Annotated in this window: 13 protein-coding genes; 6 read left to right on the top strand and 7 right to left on the bottom strand. The window is 76.6% G+C overall.

The window, feature by feature from the left end; translation table 11 throughout:
• Positions 1 to 102: 102 nt before the first annotated feature.
• Positions 103 to 1383, bottom strand: coding sequence for a HAMP domain-containing sensor histidine kinase (locus tag Q1K26_RS09900; RefSeq protein ID WP_300009382.1), 1281 nt, complete (start codon positions 1381 to 1383; stop codon positions 103 to 105).
• Positions 1384 to 1420: 37 nt separating this feature from the next.
• On the bottom strand, positions 1421 to 2104 hold the full coding sequence (locus Q1K26_RS09905) for a response regulator transcription factor (RefSeq protein ID WP_300009385.1): 684 nt from the start codon (positions 2102 to 2104) through the stop codon (positions 1421 to 1423).
• A 118-nt stretch (positions 2105 to 2222) separates the two neighbouring features.
• On the opposite strand from Q1K26_RS09905, the gene Q1K26_RS09910 reads away from it, so the two are divergent.
• A complete protein-coding gene (locus Q1K26_RS09910) occupies positions 2223 to 2930 on the top strand; it encodes a hypothetical protein (protein ID WP_300009388.1) in 708 nt (235 codons plus the stop codon).
• Positions 2931 to 2965: 35 nt separating this feature from the next.
• On the opposite strand, the gene Q1K26_RS09915 is transcribed toward Q1K26_RS09910, so the two are convergent.
• The 3 genes from Q1K26_RS09915 to xylA form a co-directional block, all read right to left on the bottom strand.
• Positions 2966 to 4117: an ROK family transcriptional regulator gene (locus Q1K26_RS09915; protein ID WP_300009391.1), complete on the bottom strand. Its 1152-nt coding sequence runs from the start codon at positions 4115 to 4117 to the stop codon at positions 2966 to 2968.
• A gap of 355 nt (positions 4118 to 4472) precedes the next feature.
• Positions 4473 to 5876 carry an FGGY family carbohydrate kinase gene (locus Q1K26_RS09920; RefSeq protein WP_300009394.1) on the bottom strand — a complete coding sequence of 468 codons (1404 nt, stop codon included), beginning with the start codon at positions 5874 to 5876 and terminating at the stop codon, positions 4473 to 4475.
• Positions 5877 to 5922: 46 nt separating this feature from the next.
• Entirely contained in the window at positions 5923 to 7101 is a 1179-nt protein-coding gene (gene xylA, locus Q1K26_RS09925; protein ID WP_300009397.1) for a xylose isomerase, read from the bottom strand.
• A 39-nt stretch (positions 7102 to 7140) separates the two neighbouring features.
• Here xylA and Q1K26_RS09930 point away from each other — a divergent pair, with 39 nt between their 5' ends.
• Positions 7141 to 7995 carry an exodeoxyribonuclease III gene (locus tag Q1K26_RS09930; RefSeq protein ID WP_300009400.1) on the top strand — a complete coding sequence of 285 codons (855 nt, stop codon included), beginning with the start codon at positions 7141 to 7143 and terminating at the stop codon, positions 7993 to 7995.
• A gap of 34 nt (positions 7996 to 8029) precedes the next feature.
• Here Q1K26_RS09930 and Q1K26_RS09935 read toward each other — a convergent pair whose 3' ends face one another.
• A complete protein-coding gene (locus Q1K26_RS09935) occupies positions 8030 to 9418 on the bottom strand; it encodes an MFS transporter (RefSeq protein WP_300009402.1) in 1389 nt (462 codons plus the stop codon).
• 428 nt (positions 9419 to 9846) lie between these two features.
• On the opposite strand from Q1K26_RS09935, the gene Q1K26_RS09940 reads away from it, so the two are divergent.
• Entirely contained in the window at positions 9847 to 11121 is a 1275-nt protein-coding gene (locus Q1K26_RS09940) for an aldehyde dehydrogenase family protein (RefSeq protein ID WP_300009405.1), read from the top strand.
• Between the two features lie 106 nt (positions 11122 to 11227).
• Here the strand turns inward: Q1K26_RS09940 and Q1K26_RS09945 are convergent, their stop codons facing one another.
• Positions 11228 to 11845 carry a TetR family transcriptional regulator gene (locus Q1K26_RS09945; RefSeq protein WP_300009408.1) on the bottom strand — a complete coding sequence of 206 codons (618 nt, stop codon included), beginning with the start codon at positions 11843 to 11845 and terminating at the stop codon, positions 11228 to 11230.
• Between the two features lie 19 nt (positions 11846 to 11864).
• On the opposite strand from Q1K26_RS09945, the gene Q1K26_RS09950 reads away from it, so the two are divergent.
• The 3 genes from Q1K26_RS09950 (at position 11865) to Q1K26_RS09960 (ending at position 15168) form a co-directional block, all read left to right on the top strand.
• Positions 11865 to 12359: an ester cyclase gene (locus tag Q1K26_RS09950; RefSeq protein WP_300009411.1), complete on the top strand. Its 495-nt coding sequence runs from the start codon at positions 11865 to 11867 to the stop codon at positions 12357 to 12359.
• Between the two features lie 203 nt (positions 12360 to 12562).
• Entirely contained in the window at positions 12563 to 13870 is a 1308-nt protein-coding gene (locus Q1K26_RS09955) for a hypothetical protein (protein ID WP_300009414.1), read from the top strand.
• Between the two features lie 17 nt (positions 13871 to 13887).
• Positions 13888 to 15168 (top strand): pitrilysin family protein, encoded by a 1281-nt coding sequence (locus tag Q1K26_RS09960; RefSeq protein ID WP_300009417.1) that lies wholly within the window; start codon positions 13888 to 13890, stop codon positions 15166 to 15168.
• Positions 15169 to 15296: the final 128 nt, after the last annotated feature.

The following is a 15296-nucleotide window of genomic DNA, read 5'->3' on the forward strand; positions in this document are numbered from 1 at the left end:
CCCGGGCGCGGCGGGGGGCCCCCCGCCCCCCCCCGCCCCCCCCCCGCCCCCCCGCGGGCCCCGACCCGCGCCCCCGCCGGGCCCGCCCCGCGGGGGAGGGGGTCAGGGGAGGGCGAGGGTGAACGTGGCACCCTCGCCGGGGGGCGTGTCGGCGTGTCGCAGGTCGCCGCCGTGGGCGCGGACGATGCCGCGGGCGATGGCCAGGCCGAGTCCGGCGCCGCCGTCGTGGGCGGTGCGGGCCTCGTCGAGACGCACGAGGCGGTCGAAGATCCGCTCGCGGTCGGCGGGCGGGACCCCGGGCCCGGTGTCGATCACGTGAATCTCGCGGCCGGGCCCCACCCGCACGGTGATCGTGTCGCCTGCCGGGGAGTGGCGGTGGGCGTTGTCGATCAGGTTGGCGAGCACCTGGGTGAGGCGGCCCGGGTCGCCGTCGACCGTGACCGGCTTGCCGGACACCTCGATCGCGCGGCCCGGCATGCGCAGCCGGACCCGGTCGGCCTCCGCCTCGGCCAGCCCGAGCAGCTCCACGGGCTCGCGGCGCAGCTCGATCCCGGCGTCGATGCGGGCGAGGGCGAGCAGGTCGTCGACGAGGCGCCCGGCGCGATGGCTCTCGCGCAGCAGCAGCAGGTGCAGCCGGTCGCGCTCGCCCGCGTCCAGCCCGGGCTCGACGGCCGCCTCGGCCACCGCCTGCACGCCGGCGAGCGGGGTCCGCAGCTCGTGCGCGGCGTCGGCGACGAAGCGGCGGGTCCGCGCCTCGGACTCGCGGGCCTGCCGTTCGGCGCCCTCCAGCTCGTCGAGCATGTCGTCGAACGCCGCCGCGGTGCGGCCCAGCTCGGTGTCGGTGCGGGCCGGGGCGTGGCGGCGGCCGCGGTCGCCGCGGGTGATCGACCGGGCCAGCGCGGTCATGCCGTCGAGCGGGGCCAGCGCGACCCGGGTCGTCAGCAGGGTCACCACCCCGGCGACGGCGAGCGCGCCCGCACTGAGCAGCAGCAGCGTGCGACGCAGGCGCTGCTGCGCGGCCGTCACCCCGTCGTCGATGGCCACCAGGGTCAGCTGCGACCCGTCGGCGAGAGCCTGCCGGAGCACGCCCTCGTCGCGCAGCCGCCCGCGGCGGGGTCCGTCGCCGTACACCTCGCCGTCGCGGGACACGACGACCGCGCGGATGCCCGGCGCCTCCACCTGCCGGGCGATCTCCTCGGTGCCGACGCCCCGAGCCACCAGCTCCCCGGCGAGCGAGGCGCGCACCGTGAGCTGGTCGCGCAGGTCGGCGCGGCTCTGTGCGGCGAACACCACGTCGGTCAGCGCGCCGACGACGATCAGTACCGCGGCCAGGACCAGCAGGCTCAGTGCGGTGACCCGGGCCCGCAGCGAGAAGCGACTCACGCGGCGCCTCCGGTGCTCGTGAGTGCGGGGACGTGGTCTAGCACCGCTGCGCACTCACGGGCGGCTCGGCCCGCAGCACGTACCCGAGGCCGCGCACGGTGTGCAGCAGCCGCGGCTCGCCGAGCTTGCGTCGCAGCGCCGAGACGTGCACCTCGACCAGGTTCGGGTCGTACTCGGTGTACCCCCAGACGCGGGTGAGGATCTGCCCCTTCCCGACGACGCGGCCGCGCTGCGTGGCGAGGTAGTCCAGCAGGCGCAGCTCGGTGGCCGTCAGCTCGATCGGCACGCCCGCCCGGCTGACGGACCCGGCCGCGGCGTCGACGAGCAGGTCGCCCACCTCCACCGTCGAGGGCGTGCGCCCCATCCGGCGCAGCACCGCCGTCACCCGGGCCACCAGCTCGGCCAGCGCGAACGGCTTCACCACGTAGTCGTCGGCCCCGCCGTGCAGGCCGCGCAGCCGGTCGTCGACCCCGTCCCGGGCGGTGAGCATCACCACGCCCGCGTCGGTGTGCCGGCGCACCGCCTCCAGCAGCGCGAACCCGTCGCGGCCGGGCAGCATCACGTCGAGGACGACGAGGTCGGGGCGGAAGGTCTCCAGGTCGCGTTCCAGCGCCCGCCCGTCGACCCGGCCCGCCGCGTCGAAGCCCGCGCCGGTGAGCCCGGCGAGCACGGCGGTACGGATCGCCTCGGCGTCCTCCACGACCAGCACCCGCGCTCCCATACCCGCCATCCTGCCCCGTCGTCGCTGAAGATCCGCTGAAGGAGCGCGGGCCTTCAGGTTCCGATCAGGTCGCCCGCCGAGGCTGGGGAGCGTCACCCCGACGACCGAGGAGCCACCGATGACCACCCCTGCCCCTTCCCCCGCCCCGTCCCCGCCCCGCCGTCGCCCGAGCCGCCGCGCGCTGGTGGTCGGCGCCGTCGTGCTGGCGGTGCTGGTCGTCGCCGGTGTCGTCGCGGCGTTGTTGATCCCGGGGGGTGGTCCCGGACGGGACGGCAGGCGGGGAGGCGTCCCCGAGATCGGCCTCACCGGCGAGTACGGCGAGCTCGTCGGCCCCGGTGCCGGACCTGGGCGGCGGGGTGACGGGCCCGGGGGCCGGGGCCCGCGCGACCTCGGCGGGCTCGGTGACGACGCGGTGCTCGTCGGCTCGGTCGTGTCCACCGCCGACGGCACGCTGGTCGTCACCCCCGACGGCGGTGCGCAGCGCACGCTGCGCACCGACGACGACACCCGCGTCCGCGGCGCGGGCAACGCCGCGCTGGGCGACCTGACCGCCGGCGAGCGCGTCGTCGTGCGCGTCGAGGGCACGGGGGACGCGGCCACCGCCGTGTCGGTCCTCGCGCCGCAGGGCCGCGTCTCCGGCACCGTCACCGCGCTGGACGGCGACCGTGCCACCGTCGTCGCGATCGACGGCCGCGCCGTCGCCGTCGACGTCTCCGCGCTGGGCCAGCGGCCCGCGGTCGGTGACGTCGTGGTGCTCACCGGCACGTTCGCCGACGGGACCACCCTCACCGCGGACGGTGTGCGGATCCTGCCCGGCGTCGCCTAGCTCGGCGCCCGTGCCCGCCCGCGCGCGGCGTGCGCTCACGGGGAGCGCAGCCGGGCCCGCACCACCGACGCGGCGGCGGCCCGCAGCGCGCCGCCCGGCGCCAGTGTCGAGAGCCGTACCGCCACGTCGGAGCGGTGCACCACCCGCTCGCACAGGCGGGCGTGCACGTCGTCGCACCACGCCGCCCCCAGCCGGCTGTAGATCCCCCCGAGTACGACGACGGGCACGTCGAGCAGGTTCACCGCGCCCGCCAGCGCCACCCCCAGCGCCGCGGCGGCGCCGTCGAGGGCCGCGGCGGCGCGCGGGGCGTCCGGCAGCGCGTCGAGGTCGGCGGCCCCGGCGGCGCGGAGCAGCGCCTCCAGGCCGGCGGTCTGCTCCAGGCAGCCGCGCCCGCCGCAGCGGCAGGCCGGCCCGTCCGCGTCGACGACGACGTGGCCCAGCTCGCCCGCGCGCCCGCCGGCCCCGCGGAACAGCCGCCCGCCCAGCACGATCCCGGCGCCGACGCCGACGCCACCGGACACGTACATCGCGTCGGGGGGCCCGTCGGCGAACCACAGCTCGGCGAGGGCGGCCAGGTCGGCCTCGTTCGCCGTGGTCACCGGGAGCCCGCCGAGCAGCGGGGTGAGCAGCGGCCCCACGTCGGCACCCGACCAGCGCGGGAGGTTGGGTGCCCGCACCACGACCCCGTCGGCACCCACGACGCCGGGCACCGCGACGACGGCTCCGACGACGGGCAGCGCGGCCTCCGCTCGCACGGCCCGGGCGAGCTCGGCCACCCGCGCGAGCGCGAGGGCGGGGTCGCGGTCCCGGTGGTCGGACGCGAGCCGGGCGATGGCCCGCACCGCTCCGGTGAGGTCGACGACGCAGGCCGCGACGTGGTCGACCTCGATCTCGATCCCCAGCCCCGCCGGGCCGGAGCGGTTGAGCTGCAACGGGCTCGCCGGCCGGCCGGGTGCGCCGCGCTCGGCGGCCAGCTCGTCGAGCAACCCCGCGTCGAGCAGCTCCTCGACCAGCGACGACACCGTGCCGCGGGTCAGCCCGGTCCGCCCGGCGATCGCCGCCCGCGACACCGGCTCGGCCCGCACGACCTCGCGCAACACCAGCGCCAGGTTGTGCCGCCGCACGTCACCGCCCGCCGCGCGCGACCCGCGAACGCCCAGCGCGGGTGCGCGCGTCTCATCGGGCACGGCCGGCGCCCCGACCCGCCCGGACCGTTCGCCCGACCGGTTCGCCCGCGCGCCCCGTGTGGCGGGCCCGCGCAGCCCGACTGGTGCGCGGCGGGAGCCCGACCCGCACGCACGTACGCCCCGGCTCGCCCGCTCGCACGGCCCGGTTCGCGGGCACGCACGCCCCGACTCGCGCGCTCCCACGCCCCGGTTCGCGCGCACGCACGCCCCGACTCGCGCGCACCGGGAGCCCGACTCGCGCGCACGCACGGCCCGACTCGCGCGCACCGGGAGCCCGGTTCGCGCGCACGCACGCCCCGACTCGCGCGCTCCCACGCCCCGACTCGCGCGCACCGAGAGCCCGACTCGCGCGCACTCAGGCCCCGACTCGCGGGATGGTGTGGTCGCGGGCCTGGGCGTAGCGGTCGCGGACCTGCGGGGTCGGCTCGGCCTCGAACACCTCGGTGTCCGCGGCCGTCCACTCCGGCGGCGCCGCCTGGCCGGCCAGCACCCAGGCCGCCTGCCGGGCCGCGCCGTCGGCCACGTACTCGCCCGGCGTCGGGCGCAGCACCGGGCGTCCGAAGACGGCGGGCGCGATCCGCGCCACGGCGTCCGAGCGCGCGCCGCCCCCGACCAGGAACACCCGGCGCACGTCCACCCCGGCCGCCACCAGCGCGTCGAGGGCGTCGGCGAGTCCGCACAGCAGTCCCTCGACGGCGGCCCGGGCCAGGTGCGACGGCGCGGCCGAGCCGAGCGTCAGCCCGTGCAGCGCGCCGGTGGCGTCGGGCCGGTTGGGGGTGCGCTCGCCCACCAGGTACGGCACGAGCACCAGACCGCCCGCGCCGGCCGGGGCGTCGAGCGCGAGCCGGGAGAGCCCGGCGTGGTCGACCGAGAGCATCGCCGCCGCGGCGTCGAGCACCCGCGCGGCGTTGAGCGTGCACACCAGCGGCAGGTGCTCGCCGGTGGCGGAGGCGAACCCGGCGATGATGCCGGTCGGGTCGGCCGTCGGCGTCGGGCTCACCGCCGAGACGACCCCGGAGGTGCCCAGCGAGACCACCACGTCCCCCGCGGCGGCGCCGAGGCCCAGCGCGGCGCCTGCGTTGTCGCCCGCGCCGGGCCCGAGCAGCACGCCGTCCGGGGTGCGGCCGGCGGCCTCGCCGGGGCCGAGCACCCGGGGCAGCACGACGTCGGAGCGGCCGAACGCGCGGTCCAGGATGTCCGGGAGGTAGGCGCCGGTGGTGCCCGAGAAGTAGCCGGTGCCCGAGGCGTCGCTGCGGTCGGTGACCAGGTCGTCCAGGGAACCCGTGCCGCGCAGCTTCCAGGTCAGCCAGTCGTGCGGCAGGCACACGGCCGCGACCCGGGCCGCGAGCGCGGGCTCGTGCGTGGCGAGCCAGCGCAGCTTGGTGACGGTGAACGACGCGACCGGCACGCTCCCGATCGCGGTCGCCCACTCGCCCGGGCCCAGCTCGGCGACGAGGTCGTCGGCGGCGGGCGCGGAGCGGGTGTCGTTCCACAGCAGCGCGGGCCGCACGACCTCGCCGTCCGCGTCGAGGCACACGAGTCCGTGCTGCTGCCCGGCGACGGCGAGCGCGTCGACGTCGGAGAGACCGCCCGCGCCGTCGAGCGCGGTCGCCATCGCCTCCCACCAGGCGGCCGGGTCGACCTCGGTGCCCGGCGGGTGCGGCGCCCGCCCCTGCCGCACGAGCGCCCCGGAGGCGGCGTCGCGGACGACGACGGTGCACGACTGGGTGGAGGAGTCGACGCCGGCGACCAGGCTCACGATCGACTCCTCCCACCGTGCTCGCTGCGGTGCGGGTGCCCGCCGCTCACCGTGCCCCCATCAGGTGCTCCAGCGCCAGCTGCCCGAGCCGGACGTAGCCGTAGCCGCGCTCGCCCGCCTTGTCCGCGTCGAAGTCGGCGTCGGCGGCGCGCAGGTCGGCCACCGACTCGCCCGCACCCAGAGTCGGCGTCGCGAGGTCGGCGACCCCGGACACCTCCAGCGCCCGCGCCACCTCCGGGTCCGCGCGGAACGCCGCGGCCCGCTCCTTGAGCAGCAGGTAGGTGCGCATGTTCGCGGCGGCCGAGTCCCACACGCCCGCGACGTCCTCGGTGCGCAGCGGCTTGTAGTCGAAGTGCCGCGGCCCGTCGTAGGCGGGGCCACCCCCCGGGGCCCCGTTCTCGATGAGGTCCACCAGCGAGAACGCGTTGATCAGATCCCCGTGCCCGAACACCAGGTCCTGGTCGTACTTGACGCCGCGCTGGCCGTTGAGGTCGAGATGGAACAGCTTCCCGGCCCACAACGCCTGCGCGATCCCGCTCGTGTAGTTGAGCCCGGCCATCTGCTCGTGCCCGACCTCCGGGTTCACACCCACGATGTCGCCGTGCTCCAGTTCGGCGATGAACGCGAGCGCGTGCCCGAGCGTGGGCAGCAGGATGTCGCCGCGCGGCTCGTTGGGCTTGGGCTCGATCGCGAACCGGATGCCGTAGCCCTGCTCCTTGACGTAGGCGGCGAGCAGGTCGATGCCCTCGCGGTAGCGGTCCAGCGCCGCGCGGATGTCCTTGCCCTGGTCGACCTCGGCGCCCTCGCGCCCGCCCCAGAACACGTAGGTCGAGGCGCCGAGCGAGGCGGCGAGGTCGAGGTTGGCCAGCACCTTGCGCAGCGCGAACCGGCGCACCGACCGGTCGTTGCTGGTGAACCCCCCGTCCTTGAACACGGGGTGGGTGAACAGGTTGGTCGTCATCATCGGCACGACGACGCCCGCCTCGTCGCACGCGCGCCGGAACCGGGCGAGGATCCGCTCCCGGTCGGCGGGCGGCGTGCCGAACGGGACGACGTCGTCGTCGTGGAAGGTGACGCCCCAGGCACCCAGCTCGCCGAGGCGGTGCACGGACTCCACCGGGTCCAGCGCCGGGCGGGTGGCGTCGCCGAACGGGTCGCGGGCGGGCCAGCCGACCGTCCACAGCCCGAAGCTGAACCGGTCCTCGCGCGTCGGCTGCATGCCCACCCCTTTGTTCGGCCATCGTACAAACCAGCTGACGGTAGCGTGCCGCACGTGCGTCTGGCTACGTGGAACGTGAACTCCGCCCTGATCCGGCTGCCCCGGCTGCTGCCCTGGCTCGACGAGCGCGCGCCCGACGTCGTCTGCCTGCAGGAGACGAAGCTGACCGACGAGGCGTTCGCCGAGTCGTTCGACGCACCGCTGAAGGAGCGCGGGTACGAGGTCGTGCACGTCGGGGAGGGGCGCTGGAACGGGGTCGCGCTGCTCTCGCGCGTCGGACTCGACGACGTGGTGCGCGAGCTGCCCGGCGCGCCCCGCTTCGCCGACGCGCTGGAGGCCCGCGCGGTGACCGCCACGTGCGGCGGCCTGCGCATCACCTCGGTCTACGTGCCCAACGGCCGCACGCCGGACGACCCGCACTACGCCTACAAGCTGGAGTGGCTGGCCGCGTTGGCGGCGTCGGTCACCGACCCGGCCACCACCGTGATCGCCGGCGACGTCAACATCGCCCCCACCGACGACGACCTGTGGGACCCGTCGCTGTTCGTCGACTCCACCCACGTCACCCCGGCCGAGCGGGCCGCGCTGGCCGGGCTGCAGGAGCTGGGCCTGCACGACGTCGTCCGCGACCGCTGGCCCACCGAGCGCGTGTTCAGCTACTGGGACTACCGCGCCGGACGCTTCCACCAGGACAAGGGCATGCGCATCGACCTGGTGCTCGCCGGTGCCGACCCGGCCGGACGGGTCACGGCGGCCTGGATCGATCGCAAGGCCCGCAAGGGCAAGGGCCCCAGCGACCACGCGCCGGTGATCGTCGACCTGGACACGGCCCCCGACGGCGACATCGGCCCCGTGGTCCCCCCGCCCTCGACCCCGGCGAAGCTCCCGCACCGCACCTGAGTTCGGCCCCGACGAGCGGGACTTCCGTACGAACCTAGGCGACGGGAGTCCCGCTCGTCCGCACCGCGGAGCCCGTGCGGCCCGCCAGCACCGCACCCAGCCCGGCCAGCCCGGCCAGGACCGCCACCAGCACCGGCAGCGCCACCGCGGGGCCGGCCAGCAGCGCCAGGAGAGCGCCGCCGAGGCCGATCATGGTGGCGGTGGTGAGCTGGTCGGCGATCTGCGCGGCCGAGCTGTGGAAGCCCACCTCGGCCGGCGCCGACTGCTGCAGCAGCAGGTAGGACACCGACGAGAAGCCCAACCCCATGCCGACGCCCGCGAGTACCCAGAACGGCAGCGCCAGCCACGCCACGCCCCACGTCGGCGCGACGAGCAGCATGCCCGCGGTGCCCGCGGCGAGCAGGCAGAACCCGACGCGCAGCAGGCGGCTGCGGGGCAGGTCGGGCCGTCGCCCCTGCCACGCCGCGGCGCTCGACCAGCCCAGCGACCCGACGATCAGCGGGATGCCGGCGGCGGCCAGCGACCAGCCGTGGGTGCCGTTGAGCATCAGCGGGAGGTAGGAGTTGACGGTGAAGAACACGCCGGCGAGCAGCCCGCGGGACACGACCACGGTCGGGATCCCGCGCGCGGCCCGGAACACCCCGCGCGGCACCAGCCTAGGCACCGCCGGCACGAGCAGGAGCAGCGCCGCCGTCCCGACGGCGGCGGCGAGGACACCGGTCTGCTGCGCCGCCCAGCTCAGGGCCGAGACACCCACGGCCGCGGCCAGCGCGGCCATCACCAGGCCCCGGCGCCGGACGGCGTCGGCCCGTTCCGGGTCCGGCGGCCCGAGCCTGCGCACGGCCGGCACCACGAGCGCCACCGCCACGCCCACGACCGGGACCAGCCCGAGGAACACCCAGTGCCACGACAGCGCCTCGGTCACCACGCCGGCCACCGGCGGTCCGACCAGCGAGGGCAGCACCCACGCCGAGGACATCAGGCCGAACACCGCGGGCCGGGCCCGCTCGGGGTAGACGACCGAGACCAGCACGTAGATCGCGACGACCAGCGATCCGGCGCCGAGGCCCTGCACGAGCCGCCCGCCGAGCAACTGCGCCATCGACGACGCGGTGCCCGCCACGAGCAGCCCGACCCCGAACAGCACCGGCGCGGCGACCAGCGGCACCCGGGGCCCGGCGCGGTCGCACCACCGCCCGCCGAGCACGGTGCCGAACACCGCCGCCGCCGTGAACGCCACGAACGGCCACGCGTACATCGACACGTCACCGAGGTCGGCGACCAGCGCGGGCATCGCGGTCCCCACCCCCATCGCCTCGAACGCCACGAGGCTGATCAGCAGCACGACCCCGACCGTCGTCGCACGCCGGTCCGGCCCGAACAGCTCTGCGCGGACGGCGACGGGCGGGGGTGCGGCGGTCATGGCGCCGATCGTGCGCCCTGAAGCCGGGTCGAGGTCAACCCGGTTGGCGGGCCGGTCGGTTCGCCGTCGACCTCGGGCAGGCAGGGCGGGGCTCACCGGATCGAGCGGGGCCCGCGCTGCAGGGCGGGGCAGGGCGGGGCAGGGCAGGCCGGGCCGCGCCGGCGTGCGGGCGACTCCCCGTCCCGCACCGGCCGCCCACCCCCGGTGGCCCACCCCGGGCCTGGTGCTGAGCACCTGCGGCGGTCGCACGCAGCACTGCGGCCCGGACGGCGCTGCCGTCGCCCTCGCAGATCCACCGGTTCGTCGCAGGGCCCCGGGCGTGTGCGACGAGCGACTCGCTCTGCGACGCCGCCTGTGCGGCCCCTTGTGCGACCTCCCGTGCCGCATCGGTGCGCCGCGCGCGGGCGGCGCGTGGCAACCTGTCCGCCGTGAGCACCAGCGTCGACCCTGCCATCGCCCCGACCGCCGAGGGCCCCGAGCACGCCGCCGTCCGCGCCGCCGCCGTCGCCGCGGCGGCCGCCGCGCCGGGGGTCCGGGCCGCCGGGGGAGCGGCCGTCGACGCCGCCCTGCGCACCGCGGCCGGCCTGCTCCGCGACCGGTCCGCGCTGCTGCTGGAGGCCAACCACACCGACGTCGCGGCCGCCGAGCAGAACGGCATGGCGCCCGGCCTGCTCGACCGCCTGCGGCTCACCCCCGAGCGCCTGGCCGACATGGCCACCCAGCTCGAGGTGCTCGCCGACACCCCCGAGCCGCCGCACCAGCGCGAGGTCCGCACCCTGCCCACCGGCGAGCGGGTCTTCGAGCGCCGCGTGCCCGTCGGCGTCATCGGAGCGGTGTTCGAGGCGCGGCCCAACGTCACCGTCGACGTCGCCTCGCAGGTGCTGAAGGCCCGCAGCGCCGCCGTGCTGCGCACCGGGGCGGCCGCGCTGGGCTCGGCGAGGGCGCTGGTCGAGCTGGTGCTGGCGCCCGCGCTGGAGCAGCACGGGGTCCCGGCCGCGGCCGTGCAGCTCGTGCCCACGCCCGGCCACGCGGGCGCCGACGCGCTCGTCGGACTCCCCGATCTCGTCCCGCTGGTGGTGGTGCGCGGCAGCGGTGAGGTCACCCGGCGGCTCTCCGCTCTCGGCGCCGCGGCCGGCACCCGGGTGCTGGCCCACGCGGACGGCGGTGGCGTGCTCTACCTGCACTCCTCCGCCGCCGAGGACGACGTGGAGCGCCTGGTCACCGAGTCCACCGACCGCCTCGGCGTCTGCAACCGCCTCAACCTGCTGCTCATCGACGCCCACGCCTACGACCGCCTGTGGCCGGTCGCGGAGGAGGCGCTGGCCGACCGCGACATCGTCCCCAGCCTCGCCCCCCACGACCACCCGCTGGGCCACGAGTGGGCGCTGGACTCCGGCGCCGAGGCCCACGTGACGGTCGCGACCGTCGACGGCCCGGTCGACGCCGCGCTGACGGCGGCGCGGGAGACCTCGGGCCTGGCCGCGTGCGTCTGCGCCACCGACCGGGTCGCCGCCGAGCAGTTCATCGACGCCTACACCGGCACCGGCGCCTTCTGGAACACCACGACCCGCCTGCTCGACGGCTACAAGCTCCTCGGGCTGCCCGAGACCGGCATCAACGTCGACCACACCCCCGGCCCCCGCGGCCCGGTGACCTACGTCGACCTCTCGCTGCGCCAGTTCGTGGTCCTGCCCCCGGCCTGACGCCCACCGCACCGGCGTGGCGGTCGGCGCACCGGCGTCCCGGCGCCCGTGCGGTGCACCCGATGCCGGTGCGGTGCACCCGACGCCGGTGTGCTGCCACGCACCGTCATCCGGGTGCCCGACCGGCGCCGTCGTCGAGGAGTTGCTGCTCGGCCGTCGCGTGCAGCCAGGCCGCCATCCGCTCCTCGCTCCAGCCGCGGTCGTGAACCAGGGCGTGGTAGAGCCCGGGATCGTTGAGCAGCCAGAGCAGGTCGCCGGCCGTGGCCGGTTGCGTGATCGGCGCTCCGCGCGCGACCAGGGCGTCCACCACCCGGCGGGACACGACGGCGCGGGAGTCCTGGATGTGGTCGTAGAGCTCGCGGACACGCTCGTCGCCGACGGCCGCCCGCAGGGCCACGTGGATCGACGCGACCCGCGCCTGGATGCCCAGTGCCATGTCCAGGTACAGGTGCAGGGCCGCGACCGGATCGGCTTCATCCCTGATCCGGGCCGCCGCCGGCCGGTCGGCCATGGCGATCTCATCGTGGTCGCCGGCGATCGCCGTGTCGTAGGCGAGCTTGAGCAGTTCGGGCTTGCCGCCGATCGCGTAGACCGTCCGGCGGGCCACCTGGGCGGTGGCGGCGATGTCGTCGATCGACGTGGCCGCGTACCCGCGGTCGACGAACAGCGACCGCGCGGCGTCGACGACCGCGGCCCGGGTCTGCTCCGCCTGCCGCTCCCGCACGGCGGACCGGTAGGGCCTCTTGACGTCCGACTGGGTCGACCACGAGGCGTCGTTCGAGCAGGTGCTGGGTCCGCTGCGGGGCCCGGCGTGCCTGCTCGCCGTCGGCGCCTGGCTGCGCACCGGATTCCCCGACCTGCGCTTCGTGGAGCAGACGATGGTCGGCGACGACCGGCACGTGATCTCCGTGATGCGCCTGACCGGGACCAACACCGGGCCGCTGGTCCGGTTCCGTGGTGGGCGGGTCCGCAGCGTCGTCCCGCCCACCGGGCGGCGGGTCGACGCTCCGCAGTCGCACATCTACGAGCTGCGCGACGGCGCGGTGGTCAGCCATGCCGCCGTCCGCGACGACCTCGGCCTGCTCACCCAGCTCGGTCTGCTGCCACCGGCGCCGTCGGGCCTGGCCCGCACGGCCGGGTGGGCGGTGAGCGGTCGGTCACGCCGGATCGCAGGTGAGGTGGTCGAGAAGATGCGGCAGGCTGCGGCGCAGTTGCCGGACCGCCGATCCGTGGCCTGACGCCGCGGTCTCGGGTACCGGCCGGCCACCGGTTGGGAGGCGACCCTCGCCTCGGCGCGGTACCCGCGTCGCGGCCCGGTCACCGACGTCGATCTCGGCCTGCGGCAATTCGTGGTGCTCCCGCCCACCCGACCCGCTACCGTCGGCGCGCCCGCGCCCGGGGTGGTCGTGCCCCGGTCCGTCGAGTGCGCCGGGCACCCCACATGACGCGATTCCTGCGCCCGTCGGCCCTGCTCGCCACCGCCGGGGACATCTGGCTCGTCGACGACCTCCAACCGGTCGTCGCGCGGCTCGACCCCGCCGACGGCCGGCTGCTGGGGCTCGTCGATGCGAGCGAGGTGCCCCCACCGCCGGTGCCGCGACGGCCGGTGGCCGCCGCCGACGACACCCGCCTCTGGATGCAGCTCGGCGACACCCTGGTCTGCCTCGACGCGGACGGCGTGCGGTCCACGGCGGAGGTACCCGGCCTCACCCTCCTGGCCGCGGGCCGGCCGGGGGCGTGGCTGGCCGAGGTGCGCACCCCCGACATCGGCGACCCTCAGCGCGGCGTGGCGGCGCCGTGGCCGTCGCCGGGGCGGCTCGTCGTCGTCACCGCGGACGGCGCGCTGCGCGAAGTCGTGCTGGACCGGCCGCCCACGGGCGAGGCGGTGGCGGACGACGACGGGCTGCGCCTGCAGGTGTACCTGGCGGCGCCGACCGCGATCCCGCATCGAGGCGGCTACGGCTTGGACTACCACGAGACCACCGTCCGGTTGACCTGGGACGCGCTGCGCCACCCGCGCGTGGCGGTCGGGGAGCACGAGCGGGTGCCCCTGGACGCGGGCCCGTCGCAGCTGTACCGGCTCGACGTCGACGAGCCCGGCTGGCGGATCGGCGAGCGGACCTGGCGGGCCGGACGCATCGACGCCGGCCCCCGCCACGACCCCGAGGTCGTCGCCGCGGGTGCCGAGGGTGACACGGAGGTGCTGCGCGTGCCGCTCGGTCGCGGTGTCGTGCTGTCCGGCGCCCCGCTGCACGGCTGGCTCTGGCTGCTGGTCGCGCGCCGCGACCCGGGCGGCGGGCGCGCCCACGAGGTCGTCGCCGTCGACCCCGACACCGGTGCGGTGACGACCGTGCTCGGACGCGACGCCGTCGACATCACCGGGCACGGGTGGGAGCCGCCGCCGACCCCGGCACCCGGTGCCGCGGCGCACGCGCGGCGCTGGCTCGAGCACCTCTCCGACCTCGACCACCACTGGCGCGGCACGGACGGCGACCCCGGTTCACCACTGGCCGCCGGGCTGTCCGGCGCCCGCGCCGAGCTGGTCGGATCGTGGCCGGACCAGGCCGTCCAGGTCACCTTTCGGCACCCGTGGTACCCGGCCGGGCTGCTGCGCCGGCGCCTCACGCTGTTCGACGAGCTGGGCCGACCCCTCGATCTGGAGTACTGCGACATCCACCTGATGGAGGACCTCGACACCCGCGACCTGCCGCCACCGTCGGAGGCGGTGAACGGCGTGCTGTCGGTGTGACGACTAGATTCGACCCCGTGCTGCATCGAACGACCCTCGCCAACGGGCTCCGGGTCCTGCTCGTCCCCGATCCCGCCACCCCCGTCGTCGGCGTCGCCGTGCACGTCGACGTCGGTTTCCGCTCCGAGCCACAGGGTCGCACCGGCTTCGCGCACCTGTTCGAGCACCTGATGTTCCAGGGCAGCGAGAGCCTGGAGAAGCTCGCGCACTTCCGCCACGTCCAGGGCTCCGGCGGGGTGTTCAACGGCTCCACCCACCAGGACTACACCGACTACTTCGAGGTGCTGCCCGCCGCGGCGCTGGAGCGGGCGCTGTTCCTGGAGGCCGACCGGCTGCGCGCGCCCACGCTGTCGGTGGAGAACCTGCGCAACCAGGTGGACGTCGTCAAGGAGGAGATCCGGCTCAACGTGCTGAACCGGCCCTACGGCGGGTTCCCCTGGATCCTGCTGCCGCCGGTCCTCTACGACACCTTCCCCAACGCCCACAACGGCTACGGCGACTTCTCCGAGCTGGAGCAGGCCTCCCTCGACGACGCCGCGGGCTTCTTCGACACCTACTACGCCCCGGGCAACGCGCAGGTCACCGTGGCCGGGTTCATCGACGTCGACGAGACGGTGGCGCTGGTCGAGAAGCACTTCGGCGACATCCCCGCCCGCCCCACCCCGACCCGCCCGAGCTTCGCGGAGCCTCCGCCCGGCGCCGAGCGGCGCCAGGCCGTGCCCGACGCGCACGCCCCGCTGCCCGCTCTCGCGCTGGGCTACCGGCTGCCCGATCCGGCCGCCGACCTCGACGGCTACCTCGCCCACGTGCTGCTCGCGTCCGTCCTCGGGGACGGGGAGGCGGCGCGGCTGCAGCGCCGGCTCGTGCACGCGGACGGGCTGGTCACCGACATCTCCGCCGGGGCCGGGCTGATGGGCTCGCTGGACGCCCGTGACCCCGACACGTTCACGATCACCGCGGTGCACCCGGCCGCCGTCGACCCGGACCGCGTGCTCGGCGCCGTCGACGAGGAGCTGGACAAGCTCGCGGCCACCGGACCTACGCCGGAGGAGCTGGCCGGGCAGGTCGCGCGCTGGTCGGCGAGCGCGCACCAGGAGAACGACCGCGTCATGTACCGCATGCTCGGCCTCGGGGCGCGCGAGCTGCTCTACGGCCGCGCCGAGATCACCGACGAGCTGCCGGGACGCCTCGCCGCCGTCACCCCGGAGCAGGTCCGCGCCGCCGCCGGGACGCTGCGCGGTTCGGGCCGCGGCGTGCTGCTGGTCGAGCCCGCCGCCACCTCGGAGGACGACGCGTGACCGGGCCGTCGAGGTCGCCGTCGGACCCGGCGGGCGCGTACGAGCTCGGGATCGTGACCGCGACAGCACACTCGGGCCCGGCACTCTCGGGCCCGGCACTCTCGGGCCCGCCGGCAACGGGCCCCAGC

The sequence above is a fragment of the Pseudonocardia sp. genome (genome assembly GCF_029263155.1).
Classification (GTDB): domain Bacteria; phylum Actinomycetota; class Actinomycetes; order Mycobacteriales; family Pseudonocardiaceae; genus Pseudonocardia.